At 40.1% G+C, this 17,973-nt stretch carries 19 protein-coding genes; 8 read left to right on the forward strand and 11 right to left on the reverse strand.

Features of this window, described 5'->3' with window-relative positions; genetic code table 11:
- Positions 1 to 6: 6 nt before the first annotated feature.
- From A9P82_RS04060 to A9P82_RS04075, 4 genes are read right to left on the reverse strand one after another with little or no spacing between them, the layout of a single operon-like run.
- Positions 7 to 507, reverse strand: coding sequence for a nuclear transport factor 2 family protein (locus A9P82_RS04060; RefSeq protein ID WP_197492234.1), 501 nt, complete (start codon positions 505 to 507; stop codon positions 7 to 9).
- Between the two features lie 40 nt (positions 508 to 547).
- Positions 548 to 1,381 (reverse strand): SDR family oxidoreductase, encoded by an 834-nt coding sequence (locus A9P82_RS04065; RefSeq protein ID WP_066204425.1) that lies wholly within the window; start codon positions 1,379 to 1,381, stop codon positions 548 to 550.
- Between the two features lie 20 nt (positions 1,382 to 1,401).
- Complete coding sequence (locus A9P82_RS04070; RefSeq protein WP_082915214.1) at positions 1,402 to 2,358, reverse strand: alpha/beta hydrolase; 957 nt, start codon at positions 2,356 to 2,358, stop codon at positions 1,402 to 1,404.
- 54 nt (positions 2,359 to 2,412) lie between these two features.
- Complete coding sequence (locus tag A9P82_RS04075) at positions 2,413 to 3,243, reverse strand: SDR family oxidoreductase (RefSeq protein WP_066204426.1); 831 nt, start codon at positions 3,241 to 3,243, stop codon at positions 2,413 to 2,415.
- 76 nt (positions 3,244 to 3,319) lie between these two features.
- On the opposite strand from A9P82_RS04075, the gene A9P82_RS04080 reads away from it, so the two are divergent.
- Positions 3,320 to 3,685 (forward strand): winged helix-turn-helix transcriptional regulator, encoded by a 366-nt coding sequence (locus tag A9P82_RS04080; protein ID WP_066204429.1) that lies wholly within the window; start codon positions 3,320 to 3,322, stop codon positions 3,683 to 3,685.
- 51 nt (positions 3,686 to 3,736) lie between these two features.
- Here the strand turns inward: A9P82_RS04080 and A9P82_RS04085 are convergent, their stop codons facing one another.
- The 4 genes from A9P82_RS04085 to A9P82_RS04100 all read right to left on the reverse strand — a co-directional run bounded on the left by A9P82_RS04085 (position 3,737) and on the right by A9P82_RS04100 (position 7,475).
- Complete coding sequence (locus tag A9P82_RS04085; protein ID WP_066204431.1) at positions 3,737 to 5,152, reverse strand: aldehyde dehydrogenase family protein; 1,416 nt, start codon at positions 5,150 to 5,152, stop codon at positions 3,737 to 3,739.
- A gap of 206 nt (positions 5,153 to 5,358) precedes the next feature.
- Positions 5,359 to 6,531 carry an MFS transporter gene (locus A9P82_RS04090; protein WP_066204432.1) on the reverse strand — a complete coding sequence of 391 codons (1,173 nt, stop codon included), beginning with the start codon at positions 6,529 to 6,531 and terminating at the stop codon, positions 5,359 to 5,361.
- Between the two features lie 149 nt (positions 6,532 to 6,680).
- Entirely contained in the window at positions 6,681 to 7,103 is a 423-nt protein-coding gene (locus tag A9P82_RS04095; protein ID WP_066204434.1) for an SH3 domain-containing protein, read from the reverse strand.
- A 27-nt stretch (positions 7,104 to 7,130) separates the two neighbouring features.
- Positions 7,131 to 7,475, reverse strand: a complete 345-nt coding sequence (locus A9P82_RS04100) for a hypothetical protein (RefSeq protein WP_066204436.1) — start codon at positions 7,473 to 7,475, stop codon at positions 7,131 to 7,133.
- A 177-nt stretch (positions 7,476 to 7,652) separates the two neighbouring features.
- On the opposite strand from A9P82_RS04100, the gene ribD reads away from it, so the two are divergent.
- The 4 genes from ribD to aat all read left to right on the forward strand — a co-directional run bounded on the left by ribD (position 7,653) and on the right by aat (position 10,550).
- Positions 7,653 to 8,702, forward strand: coding sequence for a bifunctional diaminohydroxyphosphoribosylaminopyrimidine deaminase/5-amino-6-(5-phosphoribosylamino)uracil reductase RibD (gene ribD, locus A9P82_RS04105; protein ID WP_231891203.1), 1,050 nt, complete (start codon positions 7,653 to 7,655; stop codon positions 8,700 to 8,702).
- Between the two features lie 142 nt (positions 8,703 to 8,844).
- Complete coding sequence (locus tag A9P82_RS04110) at positions 8,845 to 9,450, forward strand: IMPACT family protein (RefSeq protein WP_066204437.1); 606 nt, start codon at positions 8,845 to 8,847, stop codon at positions 9,448 to 9,450.
- 117 nt (positions 9,451 to 9,567) lie between these two features.
- Complete coding sequence (locus A9P82_RS04115) at positions 9,568 to 9,882, forward strand: ATP-dependent Clp protease adaptor ClpS (RefSeq protein WP_066204438.1); 315 nt, start codon at positions 9,568 to 9,570, stop codon at positions 9,880 to 9,882.
- Between the two features lie 23 nt (positions 9,883 to 9,905).
- Positions 9,906 to 10,550: a leucyl/phenylalanyl-tRNA--protein transferase gene (aat, locus tag A9P82_RS04120; RefSeq protein WP_066209574.1), complete on the forward strand. Its 645-nt coding sequence runs from the start codon at positions 9,906 to 9,908 to the stop codon at positions 10,548 to 10,550.
- Positions 10,551 to 10,582: 32 nt separating this feature from the next.
- On the opposite strand, the gene A9P82_RS04125 is transcribed toward aat, so the two are convergent.
- The gene (locus tag A9P82_RS04125; protein WP_082915215.1) at positions 10,583 to 10,972 is read right to left on the reverse strand and encodes a hypothetical protein; all 390 of its coding nucleotides are present in this window, start codon (positions 10,970 to 10,972) and stop codon (positions 10,583 to 10,585) included.
- Positions 10,973 to 11,058: 86 nt separating this feature from the next.
- Here A9P82_RS04125 and A9P82_RS04130 point away from each other — a divergent pair, with 86 nt between their 5' ends.
- The gene (locus tag A9P82_RS04130; protein ID WP_156522595.1) at positions 11,059 to 11,430 is read left to right on the forward strand and encodes a hypothetical protein; all 372 of its coding nucleotides are present in this window, start codon (positions 11,059 to 11,061) and stop codon (positions 11,428 to 11,430) included.
- Between the two features lie 23 nt (positions 11,431 to 11,453).
- On the opposite strand, the gene priA is transcribed toward A9P82_RS04130, so the two are convergent.
- On the reverse strand, positions 11,454 to 13,940 hold the full coding sequence (priA, locus tag A9P82_RS04135; protein WP_066204442.1) for a replication restart helicase PriA: 2,487 nt from the start codon (positions 13,938 to 13,940) through the stop codon (positions 11,454 to 11,456).
- A gap of 264 nt (positions 13,941 to 14,204) precedes the next feature.
- The gene (locus A9P82_RS04140) at positions 14,205 to 15,449 is read right to left on the reverse strand and encodes a dicarboxylate/amino acid:cation symporter (RefSeq protein WP_066204444.1); all 1,245 of its coding nucleotides are present in this window, start codon (positions 15,447 to 15,449) and stop codon (positions 14,205 to 14,207) included.
- Positions 15,450 to 15,652: 203 nt separating this feature from the next.
- Between A9P82_RS04140 and A9P82_RS04145 the strand changes: the two genes are divergently transcribed.
- Together A9P82_RS04145 and A9P82_RS04150 are read left to right on the forward strand one after the other, a co-directional pair.
- Positions 15,653 to 17,323 (forward strand): amino acid permease, encoded by a 1,671-nt coding sequence (locus tag A9P82_RS04145; protein ID WP_066204446.1) that lies wholly within the window; start codon positions 15,653 to 15,655, stop codon positions 17,321 to 17,323.
- Positions 17,324 to 17,406: 83 nt separating this feature from the next.
- On the forward strand, positions 17,407 to 17,952 hold the full coding sequence (locus A9P82_RS04150; protein WP_066204448.1) for a DUF1697 domain-containing protein: 546 nt from the start codon (positions 17,407 to 17,409) through the stop codon (positions 17,950 to 17,952).
- The last annotated feature ends 21 nt before the right edge of the window (positions 17,953 to 17,973 follow it).

Genomic DNA, 17,973 nt, shown 5'->3' on the forward strand with positions numbered 1-17,973 from the left:
GCGAAATTACGATTGTAAAATTCTTTTGTCTGTCCAGTCAATAAACAAATCTCTTTCGGAAAACAGCCACTTGCCGTTTTGCTTCACGTACTTGTCGTGATAACGGATACTCATAATCAAAAGCGTTCTTTTACCATATTCAGTTTTTATATGATGTGCCAAGCAATACGCTTCGCCAAAAGCGCTGTCGCCGTTGATTACAGCAGTGCTTTGCCCGTTGAAGTGTGTCGTTATTTCATATTGTTTCAATACGCCGAAAGCCTTCTCCAATACTTCGCGCCCTTGCTGAAATTGCGGCGCGCTATCTTTACCGTAATAAACTTTTACAACCGCATTTTCCGTGAACAATTCGGACTGTTTTTTCGCTTCGCGATTATCGGCATAATGTGCATACGCATTGACTAAATCCTGAATGGCTATTCTGTCTTCCATTGACGAAGTGTTTTGTTTGCAGGCATTGAGAAACGGTAACGCCGCAAAGATGATGAATAAAAGTGTTTTAGTCATACTATAATTTTTTAGGATAATTGTCGTGCAGATTTTCAAATCATTCTTCAATATTGGTTGCAAATGTCAGCTCCTTCCATGTTTCAAACTCTTCCGAATCCGATTTGCGTTTTTCCGTTACGATTTGATACGCGTCTCCACCCATCAAAAGATGTAGAGGCGGATTTTCCATATCGGTAATATCAATCAGTGTTTTCGCCAGTTTTTCAGGGTCGCCTTGTTGTTTGCCGTTCATATTGTTCAGCCAATTCAGCAAGGTTTCCATATTGTATTCGGGAAGCGGATTTTTGCAAACGAGGTTTGCGCCTTTATTCAAAAAATCCGTTCTGAAAAATCCAGGAGCGACTACCGTAACGTTTATATTAAAAGGTTTTACTTCTTCCGCCAATGCTTCGGAAAGCCCGATGACAGCGAATTTTGTTGAAGCATATGCAGGCGAGTTGCCGTAACCTTTGTAACCTGCAACAGACGAAATGTTGATAATATGACCCGATTGTTGCTTTCTTAAATGCGGCATCGCGTTGCGGATAACATTTACCGTTCCGAAAAAATTAATGTCCATAATTTGGCGAAATTCTTCGTCCGACAAAGACTCCACGCTTCCGTAAAGAGAATAGCCTGCGTTGTTCAGCACAACGTCAATCTTTCCAAATTTATTTATCGTTTGTGCGATTGCTTCGTGAACACTTGTATTATCAGCAAGATTTGTTGTTAATGCCAACAGATTTTCCTGCTTACCTATTTGTTGTTCAATATCCTTTGCGTTGCGCGAAGTAGCGGCAACTTTATCGCCATTGCTCAATAATAATTTTACAACTGTTAAGCCTAAGCCTTTTGAAGCGCCTGTGATAAACCACACTTTTTGATTACTCATTTTTATCAGTATGAATTTGATTAGTATTTTTTGAAAAACTCATCCACCTTATCCAGTGCAGGGTCAAGGTATTGGTCAATATCATACAAATCCATGTGCGACGCGCCTTCTACCACAAACCATTCTTTTTCGCCCGCAGCCATTTCATACACCTGTCTGTCCATATCATGTGTGAATGCTTCACTACCTGCAATCACCAAGAACGGTGTGGTAAAATATTTTGCCTGATTCATAAATACCCTTGCAGGGTCAACGGGCATTCCAACAGTCGGATAATTCGGCGTATAGTTTGGGCATTTGTCGTGCCCTGCTCTGAGGAAATAATATCCGTAAGCATCTTTCATTGCTTTGGAAGCATTTTCGGGCGGCGGTAAAGGCATGCCGCCAAATGTAGGCGCGGTGTCGTATTCCCCCGTTTCGTAGTAACGTTGTTTCCCTTCTGCTGCAGCTTCCAGCATTTTGTCCAGCGATTCTTTCGGATAAGCGCCGAACAAACTCGCGGCTGCATCAAAATTGCCGACAAGTGTGGCAACGGCTTTGATACGAATATCGCCGATGGCTACGTTGCAGATGTACGGTGCACCTGCGCAAGCACCCAGCCCGTAAAACTTTTCCCTGTCCACAAACTTCAATGTCCTTAGAAAACTGATGGCATCGGTCGTATTTGGAATCATATTGTGCATCGACTCGTAGTTCCTGATTTCGCCTTCGCTGTCGCCGAAATTTTTCGGGTCAAAAACAAAAAACACATAGCCTTTAGCGGCAAGTTTTTTTCCGTAAACAGCGCCTGTTTGTTCCTTTACCTGCGTACCAACGCGTGTATATATAACTGTCGGATATTTTTTATTGCTGTCAAAATCATTAGGTAAATATAAGTCGCCTGCCAGCTTGTAGCCCTGACTCATAAAGTAAACCCTGTTTTTTCCTTCGTGCAACTGTGTGTAATCAACAGTCAGCACATTTTGATGTATGTTCATAATGTTTGCTTTTAAATGATGAGGAAAATCGGACAGATATTCAGATTCCGTATTTTATTCAAAGTCCGTTGAACAACTCAACTCTTTTAATTGTTCCAATTTTTCTAATTGTGTTTTGTAATAATCAGCCGCTCTTTGATAAGCGTCTTTGCCCATTACCAAATGTATTGGCGCATCTTCTTTGCCTGCGATATCTATTAATATTTTTACCAGCTTATCGGGATTCCCAGGTTGTTTTCCGTTATATAGATTCATTGCATCAACCAATGATTGCGTAGGATAGCCTTCAATTTTGTTTTGGGCTATCGGAAATTCCCCTAAGAAATTTGTCCTGAAAAGACCTGGCGCAACGATGGTTACTTTTACATTAAAAGGATTAGCTTCCAAAGCCAATGCTTCAGAAAAGCCGATAACAGCGTGCTTTACGGCGTTGTAACTTCCTGCACAGGCATCGGCGGAATAACCCGCTGACGAAGCGAAATTGAAGAAATGCCCGCTTTGCTGTTTACGGAAATAAGGCATTGCATGGCGGATTACATTTTGAAACGCGAATATATTTACGCTTGCCGACTGGCGGAATTCTTTATCGGAAACCTCTTCCAAAGCGCCCAAAAGCATATAACCTGCGTTGTTCACGGCAACGTCTATTTTTCCGAATGTTTTTACCGTTTCTTCAATGGCGGATTTAACTTCATTATCATTGGTAATATCAACCGTCAATGCCAATAGGTTTGGACTTGAACCGATTTGTTCTTCAATGCTTTCTTTGTTACGTGAAGTTGCTGCAACTTTATGTCCCAGTTCCAATAATTGTTTTGTAAGTGCTAAGCCAAAACCTTTCGAAGCTCCTGTAATAAACCAAACTTGTTTTTGCTGATTGTTCATTTTATATTCTGATTTAACTGCAAAATTATTTGATGAATGATATATATTTGATACCTGTATACAAAAGGTTACTTAAATGAAGCAAAAAGAGAAACGGAATTTTCAGGATAAAATCAGCTATGTACAAGACACACATTTTGTAATTGGCGGTAAATGGAAGCTGCCGATTATCATATCTATTTATCACGGTCATAACCGATTCAATGAAATTCTGCAATCCATTCCCAAAATCACCAATCGTGTTTTATCAAAAGAGCTAAAGCATCTGGAAGAAAACTTATTGATTTCCCGAACTGTCTATGACGATTATCCCGCACGAATAGAATACAAGCTCACGAAATATTGCTACAGTGTTACCGAAGTTTTGGAATCAATGGAGAAATGGGGAAAACAACATCGGGAAAAGATTAAAGCGAATAGCCGACGAGCTAAAAATTCTTAAAGTGATGTTCCCTTTCTTTGATTATTACTCGGCGCAAACATTGAAAATTTCTTATTCCAAAATAGCTTTCGGTTCTAAATATGCTTCCAATCCATAAACCCCAAACTCACGCCCGATACCGCTTTGCTTAAATCCGCCGAAAGGCGCTTGCGGGTCGTGCGTAAATTTATTGATACAAATTCTGCCTGCATCAATCTGTGCGGCAACTTTTTCTGCACGTTCTTTATTGGAAGAGCTGATGTAAGCCGCTAAGCCATAAGTGGTATCGTTGGCAATAGCAATGGCATCGGCTTCATTTTTGTATGGAATGATGGATAAAACAGGTCCGAAAATTTCTTCCTGCGCAATGCGCATATCGTTGCGCACATTCGTGAAGATGGTTGCTTTCACAAAGTTTCCATCTTCCAAACCTTCGGGTTTTCCTTCGCCGCCCACCAACAAAGTTGCACCTTCTTCCTGTCCGATTTTGATATAATTCTGCACACGCTCAAATTGTTTCTGGCTGACCATCGGACCAACATTTGTGTCTTCATTTGCAGGATTTCCCACCTTTATATTTTGTGCCGCAGCTTTCGCCAAAATATTTACTTCGTCCAGTTTATTTTCGGGAACAAGCAAACGAGTGGGTGCAATGCAAGCCTGTCCGTTATTCATATAGGCGCCGAAAACCGCCAAAGGTATAGCTTCCGAAAGATTGGCATCGTCCAAAATAATGTTGGGCGATTTTCCGCCAAGTTCCAGCGTTACGCGTTTCATGGTATCAATCGCGCCTTTGGCAATCGTTTTGCCCGTAACTGTTGAACCCGTAAACGAGATTTTTGCAATGTCTTTATGACGGGTTATTTCCGCACCTACTACATTTCCCAATCCGTTCACGATATTGAAAACACCTTTCGGTAAGCCTGCTTCGTGAAAGCATTTCATAATCAGTTGTGTTTGCTGCGCGCTCATTTCACTCGGCTTAATAACTGCCGTACAGCCTGCGGCAATAGCCGTTGCGAGCTTGCTGCAAATAAAACCGTTGCTTGCATTCCAAGGCGTGATGATGCCTACAACGCCCAACGATTCCAACCGAACTTTTGAATGCCCCACTGTTTTTTCAAAGTTGAAATTCCTCAGCGTTTCAATCATTGTGGGAAAAGCGGTAATGGCATTCTGTGCGCTCATTTTGCAGAACTGCAAAGTGCCGCCGTATTCTTCCACCATTACTTTTACCAAATCATTTTCTCGTTTGCTCACGGCTGCGTGCAGCTTTTCAAGGTAAGCAATACGTTCTTCTTTCGTGGTTTTGGAAAATGTTTTGAAAGCTTCTTTTGCCGCAGCTATCGCGGCTTTGGTATCTTCTTCATCGCCCAAAACAACTTCGCCGATTTTCTGATTGGTCGTGGGATTAATGAGGTCAAATGTTTCCGTTCCGTGCGGCGTTAAGAATTCGCCGTTGATGTAAATCTGATGTATTTTTTTCATTGCCTGAATAATTTTTTCAACCGCAAAGTTCAGGCGATAAAAAGAAAGTGTGGTTTGTTAAAACGTTCAAAGTTGATTTGCTGAAACGTTCATTCTATGGTAAGAAGCTATGTCACAGAGTTACGCAGAGTTTTTCACAGAGCCACTCAGAGTTTTCCCTTTGTGTAACTCTGTGTATTCTCCGTGTAGCTCTGTGAAATAATAAACTATTTTATTGACTTGCTATATCCCACAAAAGCAATCAACATCGCAATGCAAGCCCACAGCAGCAGTTGCCAGCTGACCAAGCTCCAGCCGCCGATAGTCCAGCATTTCACACCAATCCACGTACCGAAAGCACCGCCGATAAACATCAGCGTCATATACATCGTGTTGATGCGGCTATGTGCCGATTCGTCCAGCGTATAAACCTGTGCGAGATTGGTTACCTGCGTTGCCTGTACACCCACGTCCATCAAAAAAGTGGTAATGATAAACGCCGTAAGCGAGTAAGGAAAAATTTGAATCAGTAAAACGCTTATAATAATTATGGCAACGGAAAGCAACTGATTTTTTGCAGGGTTTGATTTATCTGCCAGCTTTCCGAACAAAGGCGCAACCAATGCTCCGCCGATTGCCAGCACACCGAACAGCCCGATAGTATCCGACTTATAATTAAACGGCGCGCCACTTAGATGAAACGTCAACGTTGTCCAGAAAGAACAAAACGTCCCGAATGTAAAAACGCCTAAAAGCGAGATGCGGCGCAGCAAAGAGAAGCGTTTCAGTTGTATTAGTGTTGATGAAAGCAATTGCCCGTAATGCCCTTTATACGTCGGTTTAACTTTCGGCAACATAAAGGCAACCATCAAAGTCGTAACCACCAACATACACGCAGAAATACCAAACACATACCGCCATGAAAACCAATCAGCAATGTATCCGCTGAAAATTCTTGCGCCCAAAATGCCCACCAGTACGCCCGTAAAAACAATGCCTACAATTTTGCCTTTGTCTTTCGTTGCCATTGCAGCCGCCATCGGCAGAATAACCTGTGTTGCCGTTGCGATGCAGCCTATCAAAAAACTCATTACATACAAACCAATTAAACTGTGCGTGAACGTAAGTCCGCAAAGCACCGCTATCAGCAACAATTGCATAATGATGATTAATTTCTTCCGTTCGATTTTATCGCCCAACGGCGTGAGCAACAACAAGCCTAATCCGTAACCTGCCTGCGACAACACGGGCAGATTGCCGACTTGTTTTTCCTGCAAGTGCAACTCTTTTTGTATGTCGGAAAGTATGGGCTGGTTATAATAAATATTGGCAACGCAAACGCCTGCCGCTATGGACAATACTGCGATTTGTGATTTGGTAATTCCGTTGGATTCTTTCATTTGTTTTTATAAAAAATTCGAATGCAAAGTTCCCGATTATTTGTGAGGGCTTTTATTTTTTATCAAACAAAAAATAGCAAAAATCAAACAAAAAAAGGGCTTCAAAGTTTTCACTTCAAAACCCTGTCTATAAAATGCAAAATATTAATTTAAAGCGGCGAAAGATATTGCGCATAGCTATATCCTTCTTCGCCTGCATCGGTGCGAATGAGCCACCATTGGTCGTTGGCTTTTCCTACTAAAGTAACAATTTCATCTTTAGCGGCTTTGCCTACAATCGGCTGGTCTGTTCCCGGACCTTTGCGAATGTTCAAATCCGTCTCCTGTGTTACTACTTTTACTTTTGCGCCTTCAACAGCTGTAGCAACATTTACATTCAATACCACGTCGCCTGTGGCGAAGTTCGGGTCTATTTGTCCGTAAACATCCCATAATTTATTTTTCACATCTGCGCTGGGCGCCGTTCCGTCGATGTGCAATACCCCATCGGCTTCTGCAACCTGCAAGCCGGTAACGCCGTCTGCATTTGCCGCGTCAAGCAATGCTTTGTATTTGTCCTGTAAAGCTGACATTGTTTTTCAAATTTTAAGGTTAGGTAATTATTTTGCTTTGATGCCCGACAAGTCCACTTTCTTCGGGTGGAGTGCATCCAATGCTTGTTTCAGTACAATGATTTTGCTTTTTTCCAATTCGCCGGTAGCCGTAATTACGCCGTCGTTTACCGTTGCCGTAACTGTCGGAAAATCTTTTACCGCATCTTTCACGGCTGTAGTAAGCGCGTCATCCGGAGACGTGGTAACAGTAGGCGCAGGTGCCGCTGATACCGCAGAAGTATCCGCCGTCATTTGAGTATCTGTATTCGCAGGCTTATGCTTGCAAGCGGGCAATGCCATCAACGTTGTGCCGGCAATAATTAAGCTCGGCAATAACTTTTTCGCAATCATCTTTAAAGGTTTTATAGGTTGTAAAATAATTTTGTCTAAGGTAGAGTTATTTTTACATAAGTGAAAATTTTATTGTGTTATTTAATAATAAAGGCAGCCACAAATACACAAATATATTTATCCATCTATGACAAAATAAAAACTCATCCAAGCAAGTTCTAAACTATTTTTGCAAGCATGTCAGGCGATTACGAATACATACAACGCTGTTTACAATTAGCAAAAAACGGAAGCGGTTTTGTTGCGCCCAATCCAATGGTTGGCGCAGTATTGGTGTATGAAAATAAAATTATCGGCGAAGGCTGGCACAAAAAATACGGCGAGCCACATGCCGAAGTAAACTGCCTTGCAAGCGTGAAAGAAAGCGATAAACATTTGATTGAAAATTCTACAATGTATGTCTCGCTTGAGCCTTGTTCGCACTTCGGAAAAACGCCGCCTTGTTCCGACTTAATTATTCGTCATAAAATTAAAAAAGTAGTTATAGGCTGTGTAGATAGTTTTGCAAAAGTAAACGGAAGCGGCATCGACAAGCTCCGAAATGCAGGCGTGGAAGTAGTTTTGGGCGATTGGCAAAATGAATGTAACGCATTTAATAAACGATTTTTTACTTTCCACACGAAGCAACGCCCGTACATTATTTTGAAGTGGGCGCAAACAGCGACCGGAAAAATCGCTTATGAAAATAGCGACGAAAGATTATTCATCAGCAATGAAATAACCAATCGTTTGGTGCATCGCTGGCGTAGTGAGGAAGCGGCGATTATGGTTGGAAAAAATACGGCGTTGAATGATAATCCATCACTGAACAATCGTCTGTGGCATGGAAAAAATCCGACAAGAATCGTTGTCGATAAGAATCTTGAACTGCCTAACGATTTGAACATTTTCAATAACGAAGCACATACGATTATCTTCAATCAAATCAAAGAAGAAAAACATCATCATCTTCATTTTTGTAAGATAGATTTTTCAGAAAATATATTGCAACAAATCATGCAGCAATGTTATTCATTCGGCATTCAAAGTATTTTAATCGAAGGCGGAAGCAAGCTGTTACAATCGTTTATTGATGTGCAACTTTGGGATGAATGTAGAATAATTAATAATGAACAATTAATAATTAATAATGGATTGGATGCGCCGAAACTCAACAACTACGCACATTTCAAGACAGAATATATTTTGAATGACAGGATAGATTATTATTTCATAAACGAAATATAGGATGAGATTCCTCGCTACGCTCGGAATGACGGTGCCAGCGTTTTAATTGCTTTGCAAATCATCGTAATTTATAATAAAAACAAAGATAGCATCGTCATTTCGAACGAGGCACGAGTGAGAAATCTCAACAATAATTTAAAAAATGACGACACAAAATAATTTTTACAAAACCATACAACAGGAAGCCGTTGCGGAGTTCAAAGACAGAGGCAGCAAATTTCTCGCTTATGCTTTTCCTATGAACGATGTGCAGGTTTTCAAGAATCGCTTGGCTGAGCTGAAAAAAGAACATCCGAAAGCGGTGCATTTTTGTTTCGCGTATCGTTTGGGAAACGATGGCAACAATTTCCGTAGCGGCGACGATGGCGAGCCTTCGGGCAGCGCAGGCAAACCGATTCTCGGACAATTGGACAGTAAAGAATTAATCAATACAGCAATTGTTGTGGTGCGATATTTCGGCGGAACATTGCTTGGTGTTCCGGGATTGATTAATGCGTACAAAACCGCGTCGGCATTGGCTTTGCAGCTTACGCCGATTATCAAAAAGCCTGTGATAAAACGCTTTACATTAGAGTTTGATTATACGCGCATGAACGATGTAATGCGTTGGCTGAAAAATTTTAATGCGCAAATCATAGAACAAGAACAACAATTATTTTGCAAAATAATTGCAGATATTCCGTTGGATAATATGGAAGAAGCGAAACATATTTTTAAAGATATGCAAGGCGTTGAGTTTAGCATATAAAATATTTTCACACAACGACACAAAGATTAAAAAAGTGAACTACGTTGCGCTCTTCATTTTCATTGTTACTTTGTGTGAAACCGTTTCACAATTCCCAAATTATTTTACCTTTGGGTTATGAATATCGTTGAACATATTTTTACATCGGCAACAAAGCCGCACCAGTCGGAAGAATCGGACGTTGTGCTTATCTCGGATGCGCCCATGTATCTTGTGCTTTGGAACGATGAAGTGAACACATTTGAATGGGTTATTGAAACATTGGTGGAAGTGTGTAAGCACACGCAGGAGCAAGCCGAGCAATGCGCTTACATTATCCACACCAAAGGAAAATATGCCGTTAAAAACGGCGACTATGAAACGCTGAAACCCATGTGCGACGCTATTTTGGACAGGGGCATCAACGCAACAATTGAGTCTGTGGTTTATTGATTTCTGCACAAAAACATTCCGCTTTGGAGCTGCATATTTTATCCGGTAAACTTTGGTTTCCACCTGTTGAAGAAGCATTAAGCGACGGGCTTTTAGCCATTGGCGGCGACTTGTCGGAAGAACGATTATTACTTGCTTACCGCAATGGAATTTTCCCCTGGTTTGAAGATGAAGTGCCGCTTTGGTGGTCGCCCAATCCGCGCTTTGTACTGCTTCCCGAAAAACTGAAAGTGAGCAAAAGCATGCAAAGCATTTTGCGGAAAAATATTTTTCAATTTACATTCAACAAAAACTTTGAAGAAGTAATTACAAACTGCCAACAGGTAAAACGCCACGACCAAGACGGCACATGGATTACACAAGAAGTACGCAATGCATATATCAATCTGCACAAAAAAGGATTTGCAATAAGCGGCGAAGCTTGGAAAAACAACCAGCTTGTCGGCGGATTGTACGGCGTTTTGTTGGGCAAAGTTTTTTTCGGCGAGAGTATGTTCAGCACGGAAAGTAATGCGAGTAAGTTTGCTTTTATAAAATTAGTTGAGCAACTAAAAATAAAAGATATTCAGTTAATAGATTGCCAGGTGTACACGCAACACTTAGAAAGTCTCGGCGCTGAGATGATTGACAGAAGAGAGTTTCAGCGATTGTTGAAAGAATATATTTAATAATGACCTAACGACTATTGATTTAATAACTATCATTCCTCTTTTAATTCAATCTTCGGCAAAAAAGTCATTATCATCAACAATACTGAAGATGCCAGCACCAAATAAATCCCGGCTCTTCTTTCGGGGCAATCGCCAGCCATGCAAGTGGACATTAGAATAAAATTGCGCACCGCCCAGGCAAGGTTCATTGCGGCAACAAAAATATTCGCGCGCTTGCTCCATAATTTCGGTATTGCAAAAAAAACTATTGAAAGAACAGCAAAGAATATATGTCCATAGCCCGGTTTGCCGAACGTCGTACCTGTTGTATCCATACCTGAAAGTAATAAATTCTGGCTTGGTACATACGCCCAGGACAAATAGCTTGCAACGACTAATAAGATAGCGAATATAATTCCGAGTGTTTGCGAATATTTCATTTGATATGCGTTTGATGTGGGCAAATATAGAAAGTAATTTAAACGAAACTTCAGTATTTTCGGACGTAATTAAAAGACAAATAATTATGCAACTACTTTTGAAATCGATTATTCTATTGGTTTTTATTTTCCCTGTAGCAGTAAAAGCTCAATCGGCAACTCAGTCCGATTCATTACTCAATAAATTAATTGGTAAATGGACATTAACGGGCACAATTGCGTCGGTTGACCAATTTTTTGAAAGTGCTCAAAACATTTGTGCAAAGTTTTTTCCTTGGGCAATTTATATTGGCACAAATGGAAATGTCGAAATGTTTGTAATTGATAAACGAAATTTTCCTTACCAATTTGGACTTCTTCCATTCATTGCTAACGACAATGACTTTATTTCATTGGGAAACACTTTTGAAAAATTTGTCGAACGCCTTTACAATGATACTGCGTTTGAAAATCAGTAATTCAAACTATGTCGCAATAAATTCTACAACGGGTCAATATCCGGCAAAATCATCACACTTGCGTAGCGTTTATTGGATTGCAATATTGCAATTTGTTGAAGAATTTGTTGCTTACATTGCTGAATAGTCTTTGCATCGCGCGGTAATTTTATCAGCAATTCCCATAAATATAAATTTCTTATTTTATCAATTAAAGGCTCTGCGGGACCGGAAACATTCATCTGTTGATTCTTCTGTAATGCACGTGTCATAATGATTGCAGCTTCTTCGGCAATATGTTTTTGCTTGTGTTTAAACACCACTTGTATCAACCTCGAATAGGGAGGATAAGCAAATTGCCTTCGACTTGCCAATTCATAATCATAAAAGCCGGCATAGTTATGCGACTGTACAAATTGCAACACAGGATGATGAATATCCGAAACCTGTACCAATACTTTTCCTTTGCCGTCTTTGCGCCCTGCACGACCGCTTACTTGTTCCATCAGTTGAAAAGCGCGCTCATTCACTCGAAAATCGGGAAAGTGTAAAAGTCCGTCTGCATCAAGTATTCCGACCAAGTTCACGTGTTCAAAGTCCAGACCTTTTACCACCATTTGCGTACCAATGAGAATATCTATCTTCTGCTGTTCAAAAATTTTAATCAGCGTTTCATGCCCGTGCTTTCCTCTCACGCTGTCGTAATCCATACGTGCAACTTTTGCAGTAGGAAAAGCTTCCGCAACAATTTCTTCAATCTGTTCCGTGCCGAATTTCTTTTGTATAAATTCATGACTTCCGCAAGCAACGCAGGTATTTACGACAGGATAATCCGTGCCGCAATAATGACAACTCAATTTATTTTTCCCTTTGTGGTACGTAAGCGAAACTGCGCAATGGCTACATTGCGGAATCCATCCGCAAACTTTACAAACCTGATACGGCGCGTATCCGCGACGATTTTGAAATAAGATAACTTGCTTTTTTTCTTTCAAAGAATCTTCTATCAAAGTTCTTAAAGCAGGCGATAAAATATGCTGATTATTTTCTCTCGGAACAGCATTCAGGTTTTCCAAAAGAATTTCCGGCATAGCAACATTTTCGTATCGCTCGCTCAATGTAACCAATCCGAATTTATCGTTTTTACAATTAAAAAATGTTTCTATCGAAGGCGTTGCACTACCAAGTAATACCTTTGCATTGCCAAACAGCGAAGCGTAGAAAACTGCCGTGTCGCGGGCATTATAGCGTGGCGCAGGCTCTTGCTGTTTGTAGGATGCATCGTGTTCTTCATCCACAATTATCAATCCCAAATCTTTGAACGGGAGCAATAGCGCAGAGCGTGCGCCCAGCACAATTTTCACTTCGTCGTTCTTGATTTTATTCCAGATTTCAACGCGCTCGTTAGGATTGAATTTAGAATGATAAATAGCAATATGTCCACCAAAATGCTGTTGCAAGCGACGAATAATCTGCGCCGTCAAAGCAATTTCCGGCAGCATATACAAGACTTGTTTTCCTGCACGGATTTGCTCTTCAATCAGGCGAATATAAATCTGAGTTTTGCCGCTTGCCGTAACGCCGTGCAACAGGCAAACGTCTTTTTGTAAGAAAATATTTTTTATTTCGCTGAACGATTTTTCTTGTGCAGCAGACAAATTAAAATCAATATTTACTTCTTTCGGAAAGCTCTGTAACCTTGTAATGGCACGCTTTTCAGCCGATAAGATTTTTTTGTTGATTAATGCTTTTAACTGTGCAACAGTTGCACCTGATTTTTTCAACAACTCTTTTTGAACAACATCGCCTTCGGTTTTTTGCAAGTGTAAAAATGCAAGCAAGAGTTCCATTTGCTTAGGCGCACCGTTCCAGTCGTTAAATAATTTTTCTAATTCTTTTTCATTTTTATACACAGGATGAAGCGACACAAATGTTTCTTTTTTCTCGGTATATTTCGGCTGCAATTCTTCCCACACAAAACAAACCTGTTTATCAACTAATTTTTTGATGATAGGGTAAACGTGCGAAGCATCCAACAATTGCTGCACTTCGGACAAGCGAAGCTCTTTACGCAAATGCAAAGCCTCTGTAACCAAATATTCTTCTTCGTCGAAGTGTGCATAATCTTCGTCGAAAGCATCATTCCAAATCAACACGCTCTCGCTTGACAACTTAAAATTTGACGGAACGGCGGCTTGCATCACATCGCCTTCAGTACATAAATAATATTGCGACATCCATTGCCACAATTTTAATTGAGTAAGAAAAACCAAAGGTTCGTCGTCCAGAATATTGAGTATCGGTTTCGGCTGAAAGCCTTGCGGCTCTTCGTTAAAAATACGTTTTATAATGCCGCTGTATTTCTTATTGCGCAGCGAAACTTCTACACGAATCCCAGTTTTTGCTTTCTCAATTAATTCGGCGGGAATCGACCATGTATAATTCTGCGGAAGAAATAAAGGAATAATTATTTCTGCAAAATGTTGCGGTTCCTTCGTTTTCGTAAATAAATTATCTGCTTCCTGCATCATGGTTGAGCGAAGATAAATTAAACAAGGAGAATATTAAACCATATAGATACATAGACAATTTATTAAGAGTGGAAATTTGTAGTGTTTTTACATGATGGAAAAAACCATAGAATTTCCATCTTCGATGAAAATCTCTGTGCGACTTTGAAAAATAGCTATATCACAGAGTTACAAGGAGATTTCACGGAGCTACACAAAGTTTTTGAAGTATTCTTTTTGTTTCGACTACATATAACTATGTATCTATGTGGTTATTTTTCATTCTTAATTTTCTGTTTTCAATTCCTTTTCCCACTTGCTTACCGAAGCCGTTGAAAATGCATTACCTACGACATTCGTCATCGTGCGAAGCATATCGCAAAAATGGTCAATCGGTAAAATCAAAGCGATGCCTTCGGGTGGAATATGAAACATAGAACAAGTTGCCGCAACTACCACCAATGCGGCGCGCGGAACGCCTGCAATGCCTTTGCTCGTAAGCATCAGTACAAACAACATGGTTATTTGCGTTGGAAGGTCAATATGAATATGATACGCCTGCGCAATGGCAAGGCTCGCAAACGTCATATTTATCATGCTGCCGTCAAGATTGAATGAATAACCCAAAGGCAGTACAAATGAAACAATCTTTTCATTACAACCAAATTTTTCCAGTTTTTCCGTAAGCACGGGAAAAACTGCTTCGCTGCTCGTAGTACTGAAAGCAACTATCATAGGCTGGATAATCAATTTAAGCAAATCAAATAACCTTTTTCTTAAAACAATAAACCCAACTGTCATCAAAATCAACCAAAGAATCAGTACGGCAAGTAAAAACCAAAACAGGTAACGTGCATAAAAAAGAAACACGGAAGGTCCGTTCACAGCCATTGTCGCGGCAATAGAACCTAATACGCCGAGCGGCGCAAAGTACATGACATAATTAACCATTTTCAAAATGGCATGAGAAAATGTATCGATAATTTTGATTACCGGATTTGCCCTTTCGCCAAGTGAAGCCAGCGCCACACCGAGAAATATCGCAAACACCACAATTTGCAATATCTCATTACTTGCCATTGCTTCAATAACGCTTTTCGGCACAAGATGGTTGATAAAGCCTGTTGCCGAAAATTCCTGTGTGTGTGAAATGATGCTTTTAGCATCATCGGAATTTACATTATTGATATGGATGCCCGTGCCCGGCTGTGTTATATTCACAATGAGCAATCCAACAAACAGGCTCACGACCGATGCGGATACAAACCAAAGCATTGCCTTGCCGCCTACCCTGCCGACAGCCTTTAAATCGCCAAGCTTGGCAATGCCTACCGTAAGCGTACAAAAAACCAGAGGCGATATAACCATTTGTATCAGACGAAGAAAAACAACTGTAAGCACATTAGCATAAGTAGTAAACGACGGAATTTTTTCTTTGGGCAAGTACAGGAAAACCAAATATCCCACCAGCGCACCAATGAGCATAGCAATAAAGATATACAACGTAAGTTTGTTTTTTGAAGTTTTCATATAAAGCCGAAAGTAAAATTTATTTAGGAATTATAATAGGATAAGATTCAAAGCCAAACAACTATAAATTCGGATAAGAAAAACATTACAATAATCCATAACATCACATTTACAGCGCGAATTTTCGTAATTTGTTAAAATAAATTCCTAATTTTCCGACTTTAATATTATAATTATCATTATTCTTGAATTAATTTATTCTTATGAGTTTATTTGTAAAAAAGTCCATTGAATCATTACTCGCAGAATCATCTGATTCGGAACACGGTTTAAAGAAAACGCTTTCATCAAGCGCTTTGGTGGCATTAGGAATCGGTGCTATTATCGGAGCCGGTTTATTTTCCATTACCGGAGTAGCGGCAGGAAACAATGCCGGTCCGGGCATTATGATATCATTTATTATAGCAGCCGTTGGATGTGCATTTGCCGGTTTGTGCTATGCAGAATTTGCATCAATGATTCCTGTTGCGGGTAGTGCTTACACATACTCTTATGCAACGATGGGCGAATTTATTGCTTGGATAATCGGTTGGGATTTGGTATTGGAATATGCCGTGGGCGCTGCAACCGTTGCTTCCAGTTGGAGTGGATATCTGAACAAATTATTAAACTCATGGGGATGCTCCCTGCCGGATTATTTATTAAAAACGCCATTTGAGCATGGGGGAATTATTAATCTACCGGCAGTATTTATCGTAGTGCTCATGTCTTTGGTGCTGATAAAAGGAACCAGCGAATCGGCATTGGTAAACAATATTATCGTGATTTTAAAGTTAGCCATCGTCGCCATTTTTATTATTGTCGGCTTCAAATTTATTCGTCCCGAAAATCTGCATCCTTTAATTCCGGAGAATACAGGCTCATTTGGTTCTTTTGGCTGGTCAGGCGTATTTAGAGCAGCGGCAATTGTGTTTTTTGCGTATATAGGGTTTGACGCAGTATCTACCGCAGCGCAAGAAACAAAAAATCCGAAAAAAGCAATGCCAATCGGCATTATGGGTTCATTGCTTATTTGTACAGTATTATATATATTGTTTGCTTATGTAATGACAGGTGTGGCAAATTATCATTTATTCGCACAAGGCAACGGCTCCGACCACCTTGCACCTGTTGCAACTGCAATCGATAATATGGGATATAAAAACGCTGCCGGCATAATTACTCCTGCTTATCCATGGCTGAACAGATTTATTATCATAGCTATTTTATTGGGTTATTCTTCAGTAATATTAGTAATGCTGTTAGGTCAAAGCCGCGTATTCTATTCCATGAGTAAAGACGGATTGCTACCTTCGGTATTCTCTAAAGTACACCCAAAATATCGTACTCCTGCAAAATCCAATTTACTGTTTATGGTGTTTGTCAGTTTGTTTGCAGCGTTTATTCCGGGTAATGTCGTAGGCGAAATGACAAGCATCGGAACGCTATTCGCATTCATTCTTGTGTGTATTGGCGTAATGGTATTGCGCAAATCTCAACCTAATGCGCCTCGTGCTTTCAAAACACCGTGGGTTCCGGTTGTGCCCGTTTTAGGCATCGTTACGTGCTTTGGCATGATGGCGACCTTGCCGCTTGATACATGGATACGCCTCGTAGCCTGGATGATGATTGGCTTAGACATTTATCTCTCTCGAGGCATCAGAAACAGTAATCTTGCACAGAATGATGAAGCAAGTTCAACGGGAAAAAGTTTCAGAATTACTGCAGTTTGCGGTATTATCTTATCGGTTTTGCTGGCAGTACTTGCGGTTTCACATCACTTATCCGACAATGAAGGCGGCGATAAAGCCTTATTGGTTTTTGCCTTACTGATGATTATATTCCATGCTATATATTATGGGTATTATGCTGTCAAAGGGAGCAAATTACGTTAGTCCAACTATACTTATTTTATCAAAAGGGATTGTCCAGTGTTTTAGACAGTCCCTTTTGATTTTTACCTTTAAGAAAAAAAATCATGGAAACATATATTGCTGTTCTGCGCGGTATCAATGTAAGCGGAAAGAACATCGTAAAGATGGATGCGCTTCGCAAACACTTTGCAGATGTGGGTTTTAGTAATGTGAAAACATATATACAAAGCGGCAACATCGTTTTTCAAAATAAAAAAGAAACGACCAAAAAACTTGAAACAAAGATTATTGATTTAATTAAAAAACAATTCAGCTTCGATATTCCCGTTTTGGTAAAAGAAATAAACGAATGGAAAACGATTGCTCAAAAAAATCCGTTCACAAATGACAAGTCTAAAGCAATCGAACACTTGCACGTAACATTTTTATCCGGCAAGCCGGATGATTCTGCTGTTGAAAAAATCAAAGAAAATAGCTGGCAGAGCGACGAGTTCATCGTAACAGATAATGCAATTTATTTATACTGCCCAAATGGCTACGGAAATACAAAACTGACAAATACTTTCTGGGAAAATAAACTCAAATTAAAAGCAACTACACGCAACTGGAAAACGGTCAATGAATTAATCAACATGGCAGAGATGTTATAGATTTACCGACCACCGGTTTAT

It is taken from the genome of Arachidicoccus sp. BS20 (genome assembly GCF_001659705.1).
Classification (GTDB): domain Bacteria; phylum Bacteroidota; class Bacteroidia; order Chitinophagales; family Chitinophagaceae; genus Arachidicoccus.